The sequence below is a fragment of the Caballeronia sp. S22 genome, assembly GCF_964261745.1.
GTDB lineage: Bacteria > Pseudomonadota > Gammaproteobacteria > Burkholderiales > Burkholderiaceae > Caballeronia > Caballeronia jiangsuensis.
Genome location: NZ_OZ180036.1, coordinates 875642 through 884359 on the forward strand (window position 1 = coordinate 875642; position 8718 = coordinate 884359).

Annotated in this window: 16 protein-coding genes; 14 read left to right on the forward strand and 2 right to left on the reverse strand. The window is 59.0% G+C overall.

The window, feature by feature from the left end:
- Nucleotides 1–122: 122 nt before the first annotated feature.
- On the reverse strand, nt 123–338 hold the full coding sequence (locus ACEN42_RS19280) for a hypothetical protein (RefSeq protein WP_371882206.1): 216 nt from the start codon (nt 336–338) through the stop codon (nt 123–125).
- The gene (locus tag ACEN42_RS19285; protein WP_371882207.1) at nt 338–571 is read right to left on the reverse strand and encodes a transcriptional regulator; all 234 of its coding nucleotides are present in this window, start codon (nt 569–571) and stop codon (nt 338–340) included. Before ACEN42_RS19285 ends, ACEN42_RS19280 begins: the two co-directional genes overlap by 1 nt.
- Nucleotides 572–654: 83 nt before the next feature.
- On the opposite strand from ACEN42_RS19285, the gene ACEN42_RS19290 reads away from it, so the two are divergent.
- The 14 genes from ACEN42_RS19290 to ACEN42_RS19355 all read left to right on the forward strand — a co-directional run bounded on the left by ACEN42_RS19290 (nt 655) and on the right by ACEN42_RS19355 (nt 8641).
- Complete coding sequence (locus ACEN42_RS19290; RefSeq protein WP_371882208.1) at nt 655–1425, forward strand: S24 family peptidase; 771 nt, start codon at nt 655–657, stop codon at nt 1423–1425.
- 5 nt (nt 1426–1430) lie between these two features.
- Entirely contained in the window at nt 1431–2153 is a 723-nt protein-coding gene (locus tag ACEN42_RS19295; protein WP_371882209.1) for an exonuclease domain-containing protein, read from the forward strand.
- 119 nt (nt 2154–2272) lie between these two features.
- Nucleotides 2273–2440, forward strand: coding sequence for a hypothetical protein (locus tag ACEN42_RS19300; RefSeq protein WP_371882210.1), 168 nt, complete (start codon nt 2273–2275; stop codon nt 2438–2440).
- A complete protein-coding gene (locus tag ACEN42_RS19305; protein WP_371882211.1) occupies nt 2437–2601 on the forward strand; it encodes a hypothetical protein in 165 nt (54 codons plus the stop codon). The genes ACEN42_RS19300 and ACEN42_RS19305 overlap by 4 nt, the downstream gene beginning before the upstream one ends.
- A 143-nt stretch (nt 2602–2744) precedes the next feature.
- Complete coding sequence (locus tag ACEN42_RS19310; protein ID WP_371882212.1) at nt 2745–2894, forward strand: hypothetical protein; 150 nt, start codon at nt 2745–2747, stop codon at nt 2892–2894.
- A gap of 140 nt (nt 2895–3034) precedes the next feature.
- On the forward strand, nt 3035–3703 hold the full coding sequence (locus ACEN42_RS19315; RefSeq protein ID WP_371882213.1) for a hypothetical protein: 669 nt from the start codon (nt 3035–3037) through the stop codon (nt 3701–3703).
- Nucleotides 3704–3713: 10 nt separating this feature from the next.
- A complete protein-coding gene (locus ACEN42_RS19320; RefSeq protein WP_213228120.1) occupies nt 3714–3944 on the forward strand; it encodes a hypothetical protein in 231 nt (76 codons plus the stop codon).
- 132 nt (nt 3945–4076) lie between these two features.
- Nucleotides 4077–4661: a hypothetical protein gene (locus tag ACEN42_RS19325; RefSeq protein WP_371882214.1), complete on the forward strand. Its 585-nt coding sequence runs from the start codon at nt 4077–4079 to the stop codon at nt 4659–4661.
- The gene (locus ACEN42_RS19330; RefSeq protein ID WP_371882215.1) at nt 4658–5671 is read left to right on the forward strand and encodes a DUF3850 domain-containing protein; all 1014 of its coding nucleotides are present in this window, start codon (nt 4658–4660) and stop codon (nt 5669–5671) included. Before ACEN42_RS19325 ends, ACEN42_RS19330 begins: the two co-directional genes overlap by 4 nt.
- On the forward strand, nt 5668–6150 hold the full coding sequence (locus ACEN42_RS19335) for a hypothetical protein (protein ID WP_371882216.1): 483 nt from the start codon (nt 5668–5670) through the stop codon (nt 6148–6150). The genes ACEN42_RS19330 and ACEN42_RS19335 overlap by 4 nt, the downstream gene beginning before the upstream one ends.
- A 129-nt stretch (nt 6151–6279) precedes the next feature.
- Nucleotides 6280–6906, forward strand: a complete 627-nt coding sequence (locus ACEN42_RS19340) for a hypothetical protein (RefSeq protein ID WP_371882217.1) — start codon at nt 6280–6282, stop codon at nt 6904–6906.
- The gene (locus tag ACEN42_RS19345; protein WP_371882218.1) at nt 6903–7178 is read left to right on the forward strand and encodes a hypothetical protein; all 276 of its coding nucleotides are present in this window, start codon (nt 6903–6905) and stop codon (nt 7176–7178) included. The genes ACEN42_RS19340 and ACEN42_RS19345 overlap by 4 nt, the downstream gene beginning before the upstream one ends.
- A gap of 142 nt (nt 7179–7320) precedes the next feature.
- Nucleotides 7321–7536 (forward strand): excisionase, encoded by a 216-nt coding sequence (locus ACEN42_RS19350; RefSeq protein WP_371882219.1) that lies wholly within the window; start codon nt 7321–7323, stop codon nt 7534–7536.
- Entirely contained in the window at nt 7517–8641 is a 1125-nt protein-coding gene (locus ACEN42_RS19355) for a tyrosine-type recombinase/integrase (RefSeq protein WP_371882220.1), read from the forward strand. Before ACEN42_RS19350 ends, ACEN42_RS19355 begins: the two co-directional genes overlap by 20 nt.
- Nucleotides 8642–8718 lie beyond the last annotated feature (77 nt).

An 8718-nucleotide genomic window follows, 5' to 3' on the forward strand; every position in this document is an offset into this window, starting at 1 on the left:
GGCTCTAATACCAATAAAACGGGGTGTTGCAATGAAGTCGTGCTACTGCGTTACGGGCCAATCTAGCGTTAGCAGTCCTCAATCAGACCGGTTGAAGCCGGCAGAAGAAGGACAGGCGGCACTTACTTCGTTGCTTTTGCTGGCCCTGCTGACACCACTTTTAGTTCCCGGTACAGCAGGGCCGCTTTATTCATCGCATCGCGAACCTGCTCTTCCGTACACCCTTTCTCGATCATGGACAGCGCCATAGCGCGGATCTCCTTCTGCTCGGCTGCTGTGAGTGGCGCCGTAGACCCGATCCGTTCCGTCATCTCTTCAAGAGTCAGGACCCGAGCCATCAGGCAGCCTCCGCCGTGCCACGCAACTTCGCCCAAGTGACTCGCGGCCGAAGGTCTTCACAGCGCACCGCGCCGCCGCTCTCGACTTCGATGTTGATGCAGAGCTGCACATCGAACTGCTGCTCGGCACTGATTGCCTTGCGCAGATAACCGAGGGTCGTGCCGCAGCGACGAGCAAACTCATCTTGCTTCTCGGGAGTCTTCGAATTGAGGTATGTGCGTAGCTTGTCCATGTCGTTACTTTACCCGTGGGTAAAGGACATGTCAATACCCGTAGGGAATTTACCTGAGAGTAATATTCCGCTGAAATCGCGTGATGGATAAATTCGAGAAGAGACGCCTTCGGTTGATAGAGGTGCGCGACCGCTTGTGCGGCGGCGCCGCATCGTCGTTGGCAAAGCGAATAGGAAAGTCCGACTCCTACGTCAGTCGGATGCTTTGGCCCGAGGGGCGGGACGGACGGAAACGGATCGGCGAAGACATGGTCGAGCAGATCGAGAAGGCGTTCGATTGGAAGCCGGGATCGTTCGATTCCGACATTCCTCTTACGCAAATACTACAAAGCGTAGGAGAAATCAATCCTCCGAAAAAAGGCCAAAAAGGGGACTTATTCACTAGCCAAGCGTTTGCGGGAGAGAGTAGCCTACACGATCGTAATGTAGAGCCTGGCCCCGAGATTCGCGGAAGACTTCCCCTCATCTCTTGGGTACAGGCCGGCGCCTGGGAGTCGGTCGTGGATAATTTCGCAGTTGGTGACGCAGAAGAGTGGCTTCTCTCCCCAATCCCCACCTCAAAAAATGCTTACTACCTGCGTGTTCGCGGGGTCAGCATGTACAACCCAGCCGGAGAGCCGTCTTTCAATGAGAACGACCTCGTGCTGGTCGAGCCACAGAGCCACGCCGAAAGCGGTGCCCTTGTGATCGTTCGCCTAGACGACAGCGCCGAGGCGACCTTCAAGCAGCTCATCGTCGAAGACGGAAAGAAGTACCTGCGCGCCCTCAACCCTGAGTGGCCGAACCGCATCATCCAAGTGAATGGCAACGCGACGGTGTGTGGCGTTGTGAAAACGAAGGTCGTCCGCTACTAAGTCCCGTGAGCACCGCACCGAAACCGATCATTCCCGAGACGATCGTCGTCGCCATCGTCGACACCGAAACGACGGGCCTAGCTGAGCACGACGAGCCAGTCAGCGTCGGCGTGGTGCTCGCCGAAGTCGAGATGCCGAAAGGCAAGGTGTTGCGTGAGGTGGACGCCTACTACGGAACGCGAGAGCCCAAGGTGGCGATCAATGCGCAGGCGGCAGCCGTTCACGGGCTTACGCTCGCGACGCTCCGCGGGTCTGATCTCGACGCGGGCCGACTACGGTCCATGTTTGCGCGCTCAGATTTCGTCATCGCGCACCACTGCGCTTTCGACGCGCGAATGCTTTCCAAACTCTTTCCCGAGCTCGCGCAGAAACGCTGGCGCTGCTCCGTGCGCCAGATCTGGTGGTCCGACTTCGTGCCGGTTGCAAATGAGAAGCTCGACACGATCTGCGCGCACTTTGGCATCGCCCGGCCAGATCCTCACAATGCGCTCGACGATTGCCGCGCGCTTCTCGATGCCCTTTCCCGACGCACCGGCAAAACTGATCGGTCCCGAACCTTCCTCGGCGCGGCGTTGGCGAAAGACGATTTCGTCTTCCAGCCTGCGCAGCCCGCGCGTACACCGGCACGCACCGGTTCGCGCACATTTGCGCTCAGCAAGCGAGCACAGATTGCCCTTGGCATTCTCGTCGCCCTCGTCCTCCTCTTAGTCGCGATCTCCAAAAAGTAACAACTAAAACTAGCGCCGTCTTTCAACGGGAAAATATTTTTACCCAAGGGTATTGATCTTTATTTTACCCACGGGTAATATCCTCTCCATGCACTCGACGACCGGTGCGGGAGATGAAGATGACGCTAGCCCAGATTGGTTTTCGGTTTCTCGTTTCTCCCTCTCGCGCCAAAGGCGAATGGCATCACCCGAGCGCAGTCGCGCAGCTCGTAGCAGTCGGATGGATCGATTGCACCGACATGAGCGATCTGCAATTTGATGAATTCATGGGAGTGGCGACGGCATGAACCGCGCATTCAACGACAACAGCCTGCTGCGCGACGTCGAGCGCTTGCAGGATGCGGGCACGATCATCAAGGCAGTAGGCGTCGCCGGTCTATGCGGCCTCGCGATCGCATGTGGCTGGTTCCTCTGCGTGGCAGTGCCCGCAAAGGCTCTCTGGCAATGACTCTCCTGAAGATTTGGGCCGTGATTCTCATCGTCGGCGCGGCATTCGTAGCGCTGGACTCGGAAAGCGCCCTCCGCAACGCTCAAATGGAACGCTGCGCGCATACGCGCTGCATCTGATAACTGGTCCCGGAAAGGCTCACCATGAATGCGTATCAGATAGTAGTCCTTCTGTTCATCGTGACTATGGTTGCCGCAATCGCGCTCGTGCGCGGCGCAGATCTCCGCGCCAGGCGTCACTTCGACGAGATCGAGCAGCGCAAGAAGCGCATCCGCTGGCCGGCTGCGCACTGAATTCCAACCAACCGCGCGCCGGCGCGTAATCCGGCCGTCTGACTTGATGACGTCGCGCCGCCTGGCCGTGATGGGCCACCCGATAAGGGCGACAGGCTTGCAGCGTCATCAACTCAGATTCGAATGACAAAGAGGAAACCATGACCTGCACGCAAGAGCAATTCGAGCGCGACATCGCCGAGCACCAGATGACAATTCATCGCGACGATGGCACCGATCGTCACATCTCGTTCCAGAAGCCGGGCACGAGCTGCTACTGGTTCGAGATCCTCACGTGGCCCGGCGCGCTGTGCATTCGCGGCGACTGCGGCACCTACGTTTTCTCGCGTCTGATGGACATGTTCGAGTTCTTTCGCGAGAAGTGCAAGGATCCAACGAAGCTGTACATCAACCCTAGCTACTGGTGCGAGAAGCTCCAGGCGGTGAACTGCGACGGGTATGGGAAGGGGGAGGCAAGGCGCTTCTCATCCGAGACATTCGAGGCACGCGTGCGCAGTCACGTTGACGATTACTTCGAGACTCGCGCAATCACCGACGAGCGCCGCGCATCCCTCTGGTATGACATTCAGCGAGACGTTCTTGATTATGTCTCCGATGGCGATCGGAGCGGCGCATTCCTGCTCCTGAGCCGCTTCGAAGATCCGGAATTCCCGCACCTGTTCGACGACTGCTGGGAATGGCGCTGCGAAGAGTACGACTTCCATTTCATCTGGAACCTGTACGCCATCGCCTGGGCGATCCGCCAGTACGACGCGGCGCGCGCTGTCGCGACCGTCGACGACACCCCGCCCGATTTCCACCCGGTTTAAGGAGAACGACATGCCCTACGTGAACGTGGATGTCGACGTCCAGTTGGACGACTTCGGCACCGATGATCTGATCAAGGAGCTGACGATGCGCGGCAAGCCGGTCGCACATCTGGAAAACGGCGACGACGCTGACGAATCCCTCGACAAGATCTTCTACGCCTTCTATTTCGGCAAGGAAAGCCAGGCCGTCGAATTGATGCGCAAGTACGTGCAGGACGTCACCGGGAGGACGCTGCCGTGAGCACGAAACACACGCCGGGACCGTGGACGAACCACGGACGCATTGCTCAGACAGGCCTGCCGCACTCGGCGGTTGCCGCCAAGACGGAGATTCCTGAAGGATTGCGAGGCTTGGTTCGGTCAGGAGATCGTCGTGCTGCGCGCTGAGAAGTACAGCGCGAGCATCTACGAGATTTTCAAGCTCGGTTATCTCGTTGGTCCCGGCGGTGCGCCCTGCTCGCTTCGCCTGAAAAAGCGAGTTCGCCAGTCCTTCGAGCGTCCCGGCGATCGTCAGGTGTTCGGCTACACAATGGAAGAACAAGACCGCGTAGACCGGTTCATCGATGCGAACAACGACGTCGACCTGTGGGTTCCGCTGATCGACCGCCAGCTTACGAAAGGCGACTGCCTCGCAATGCTGCGCAATGCCGAAATCGAACTCCCTGCGATGTATTCGCTTGGATACCGCAACAACAACTGCATCGGCTGCGTGAAAGGCGGTGCCGGCTACTGGAACAAGATCCGAGTCGACTTCCCGGAGACGTTCGAGCGCATGGCGCGCGTCGAGGAAACGCTCGGCAGAACGGTATGCAAGATCAGCGTCGACGGCGAGACGAAGCGCGTATCTCTTCGGGAGTTGCCGCCCAGTGCTGGCGATTACGAAGCAGAGCCGGATATTAGCTGCGGAATCTTCTGCCACATTGCCGAGCAGGACATCGCCGCCCACCCGCCATATTGAGACACATCATGACCACATACGTACACGAACTGAAAACTGACCACGAACCGTTCGCCGCGATCCTGAGCGGTGAGAAAACGCACGAGATTCGCTACGACGACAGGGGCTTTAAGGTCGGCGATACGCTCGTGCTGCGCGAGACGCGCTACAGCCGCGGCGAAATGTTCTCAGAGGGTCGCCCGCTCGAATATACCGGCCGCACGGCTGAGCGCGTTGTGACGCACATCCAGCGCGGCTACGGCCTCCCGCGCAGCATGGTTGTCATGTCGCTTGCCTCCCTCTCCGCGAGTATCGCCGACACAGCGCCGGTTTTCCGATGCAACGACTGCGAGAGCTTCAACATCGAACAAGTGCCGGAGACGATGAAGGCCGCCGAAAGTGAGTTTGATCGCGGGTACAAGCGCGGGTATGTGGATGGAGAACGCGCGTACCAATGGAAAGCCGCGAGCATCGCCGACACAGCGGAACGGTACGCGCAAGCCTGCCTATCGAAGCAGATCGAAGTCGATCACGAGACTGACCCGAGGCCGGATCAGGCTTACAACAGAGCGTGCGCCGATTGCGCTGAGGTGGTTCGGAGCATCGCCGACACAGCGGGGGCGAAGCCGGTGGCGTGGCAGTACGAGAACCAGCACGGCAACCCGTTTCTGACGCACAAAGACCCCGAAACGTGGCATCCGCACGACCGCAACAGGTTCAAGAACTTTCGTGCTCTCGTCTTCGCCGCCCCTCCCGCGCCTTCGGTAGCCGATGCGAAGTGCATGTGCAGCGGATTGGGTCCGTGTGAAAAGCTGAGCAATTGCCGGAAATCTAGTTCGGTAGCCGATGCGGCGTGGGCGAGTGAGTGGCAAGCGGTCGCAAAGATCAACGGCACCGATGAGTATGGTCCGCTGATCGGATGGCATGTGCATTGGGTTGATCTGATCGGCAAGTCGCTCTACGCCGCTATCGCCGCCCCTCCCGCGCCTTCGGTAGCCGATGCCGACATCACAAAGGAGATCAACAAATGAGTGACCAATCGAATAATCGCTTCTATCGTGAGCCAGACATCATCGACACAGCGGCACAACCGGCGGCATGGGTATCGGAGCACGATCTTGCGACAGCGCAAAGGTACGGCATCGCAAACGCCACGCTCTACCGGAAACAGGAACAGAACGCCAACACGCCGCTGATGCGCGGCGCTGTCGCGGGCAACGGTAAAGCCCTGTATGAGCGCCTTCAATCGCTTATGCCTGAAGACTATCCGGATGAATGGGCTGACCTGCTGGAGAAGTACCAGCATTCATTCAACGAAGCCGCTATCGCGCCTTCGGTAGCCGATGCGGCGGGGGCGATCGAAATGGCTTTTGAGGAAGGGCGCAAAGTCGGGCGTCTCCTTACGTTTGAACAAAGAGCCGCTCTTGAAAACGTGGTGCTGTACTACGAACGCCAAGGTGTGGCAGATGCCGAATGCTTGCGCGAACTTCTCGGAAGCAAACATGAGTAGCGTCGATTGTTTTCTGGCGTATATCGCCTACAAAAATCACTGTACGTATATGAAGTCGGACTATGTACCCTTCGCCGACTTCAAAGAGTTTATGGACGCATGGCAAGAAGACGACCAAGGATGGGACGAATGACCAATGAACAAATCTTGAACTTGGTGCCGAGCGTATGGCACGACACCATTAAGGGCGATTTCCTCATCTCGTTCGCGCGTGCCCTTCTCGCAGCAAGCGAGAGTGAGGGGCAGGTGCGTCACGAGGTCCGCGACTTTCAGCGCGAGTTGGCGAACTATTTCGAAGATGTTGGCGACCCGCACGGTGCAGTGATGATTAGGAATTTCGCGCACCTGTCGAGTGAGGGGCAGACGGACGGCACCGTGCGAGATCGCGCGCGCTGGTTCGTCCGCGACTTCTCGCGCGACGTTGGCTTCGCAATGAGCGACGCACAGCAAGAGATCATGCTGAACCTCTTTCTGCGATACGCCGCTCCCATCGCCCCGAGCGCTGACAGCCGGGATGCGGACGGTCCTGCGATCACCGCAGATGTGCATGCGAATGCGGCGCGGTATCAGTGGCTGAAGGAGCGTTTCACTGGCTATGACTTCGACTGGATGCCGAGCGAGCCGGATGCTGATGACGGGAAAAGCGTCGCCGTGTTCAACGTGGGCCGGGAGTTTCGTGGCGGGCGCGATGTTACAGCCGCCATCGACGCCGCCATCGCCGCGCAGAGATGCGCAGACGGGAAGGAGGGAGCGTGACCCGCGAAGAAGAAACGAACGAGCGCAACGCCTGCGACGAGTGGTTCCACGAGAAAGGTGGAGCATCGATTCAGGATGCTTGGTGCGAAGGCGCGAGACGTGCTCCGGATGCCGCCCGCCTCGACTTCATGGTCCGCACTGGCGCAGTCGTGCAGTGGTACGGCGAGACGTGCCAGCTTCACGGCAGCCAGGGCGTCATGTCGGGCAAACGCGAATTCTACGAATCGGCGCGCGAGGCGATCGACGCGGCAATGAAGAAGGAGGGAGCGTGAGAAAACTCACCGCGCTCGATTGGGCCTGCCTCGCCGTTCCCGCTGTTGCGGGGATTGCGTACCTGATCGCGGAGCTTTTTTGAAGTGACCAGCAACATCGAAGATTTTCTGCGCACATCACGCGCGTATCTGGAGAGCCAGAATGGCGAAACTAGTTTCTCTTGACCAGTGGGCCGAAACCTTGTTCGGAGCCGAGAAGCCTCACCGGAACACCCTGCTCAACTGGCGAAAGAATGGCCGAATCGTTCCCCAGCCGATAAAGTGCGGCACCAAATATTTTGTCGAGCCGACCGCCGTCTACTTTGACGACGCTGGCGAGATGCAACGGAGATTCGGGAATGGCCGCAAGGCGTCGTGAAGCAAAGCGCCGGCACTGGCCGGAAAATCTATACCAGAACGGCGCCGGATACTTCTACTACAGAAACCCCGATACGCAGCAAGACTACGGCATTGGCCGCGACCAGGCGAAAGCATTCGGAGAAGCGCGCGCCGCGAACGCCGAGCTGGAGAAAAGCCGCGGCTATGTGTCGCTCGTTCAGCGTATCACTGCGCCCGACGAGAAAACGCTTCAGGTATGGTCGGAAGAGTACGAGGCGATCTACGAGGAAACTCGCAAGCCGACCGTCAGCACGATGCGCACGGTGCGCGCGGGCCTGCGCGCCGTGCGAACGGCACCATTCATAGAGAAGCATCTTCGGTCGATCAGCACCCGTGAGGTCGCTCAGTTCGTCGACGACGCGACTGAAGAGCGCGGCCCGAACATGGCGAAGTTGATCCGGAAGACCTTGCTCGACATGATGAACGTTGCCGAGACGAAGGGTCTCATCGAGACGGGCAAGAATCCTGTCGCCGTCACGCGAGTGCCGGACATCGAAGTCGAGAGGTCGCGCTTGACGCTGGATCAATTCAACCGGATCCATCAAACCGCGCTCGGCATGCAGCCGTGGATCGCGCGAAGCATGGAAGTTGCCCTGCTGTCCGGACAGCGCCGCGAAGACGTTACCCGCATGATGTTCAGTGACGTGAAGGACGGCTTTCTGTTCGTCGAACAGAGGAAGTCCAGGGGGAAGGTGCGCCTTCGCATTCCTATCGCCGTGCGCATCGATGCGGTCGATCTATCGCTGGACGACGTCGTGAAGCGTTGCCGAGATGCGGCCGTATCGAAATGGCTGCTGCATTACACGTCGCCGCGCGGCGCGCGCAAGGCAGGTCACGAGGTCGAGGTGCAGGAAGTGACGCGGCAGTTCGCGAAAGCGCGCGATGCGACAGAGGGCCTCGTCTGGGAAGCTGGCAAGAGCCCAGCGTCATTCCACGAGATTCGAAGCCTCGCCGCGCGACTCTACAGCGATCAGTACAGCCCAGAGTTCGCGCAGGCCATCCTCGGCCACAAGTCGGCCAGCATGACAGCGCTTTATCGAGACGTTCGCGGGGCCGAATGGGTGGAAGTAAAGCTCGCCGGTTAAAGAATAATTCTAGACGAATAATAGACGATTCTAGACGGAGCCTTTATGGGCAAGGCGCTCGGGAGTTTTTGCTTTAC

Excerpts from the sequence above, each read along its gene's own strand:
- ACEN42_RS19280 (WP_371882206.1), bottom strand. The coding sequence starts at position 338 with ATGGCTCGGGTCCTGACTCTTGAAGAGATGACGGAACGGATCGGGTCT.
- ACEN42_RS19285 (WP_371882207.1), bottom strand. The coding sequence starts at position 571 with ATGGACAAGCTACGCACATACCTCAATTCGAAGACTCCCGAGAAGCAA.
- ACEN42_RS19290 (WP_371882208.1), top strand. The coding sequence starts at position 655 with ATGGATAAATTCGAGAAGAGACGCCTTCGGTTGATAGAGGTGCGCGAC.
- ACEN42_RS19300 (WP_371882210.1), top strand. The coding sequence starts at position 2,273 with ATGACGCTAGCCCAGATTGGTTTTCGGTTTCTCGTTTCTCCCTCTCGC.
- ACEN42_RS19305 (WP_371882211.1), top strand. The coding sequence starts at position 2,437 with ATGAACCGCGCATTCAACGACAACAGCCTGCTGCGCGACGTCGAGCGC.
- ACEN42_RS19310 (WP_371882212.1), top strand. The coding sequence starts at position 2,745 with ATGAATGCGTATCAGATAGTAGTCCTTCTGTTCATCGTGACTATGGTT.
- ACEN42_RS19315 (WP_371882213.1), top strand. The coding sequence starts at position 3,035 with ATGACCTGCACGCAAGAGCAATTCGAGCGCGACATCGCCGAGCACCAG.
- ACEN42_RS19320 (WP_213228120.1), top strand. The coding sequence starts at position 3,714 with ATGCCCTACGTGAACGTGGATGTCGACGTCCAGTTGGACGACTTCGGC.
- ACEN42_RS19335 (WP_371882216.1), top strand. The coding sequence starts at position 5,668 with ATGAGTGACCAATCGAATAATCGCTTCTATCGTGAGCCAGACATCATC.
- ACEN42_RS19340 (WP_371882217.1), top strand. The coding sequence starts at position 6,280 with ATGACCAATGAACAAATCTTGAACTTGGTGCCGAGCGTATGGCACGAC.
- ACEN42_RS19350 (WP_371882219.1), top strand. The coding sequence starts at position 7,321 with ATGGCGAAACTAGTTTCTCTTGACCAGTGGGCCGAAACCTTGTTCGGA.
- ACEN42_RS19355 (WP_371882220.1), top strand. The coding sequence starts at position 7,517 with ATGGCCGCAAGGCGTCGTGAAGCAAAGCGCCGGCACTGGCCGGAAAAT.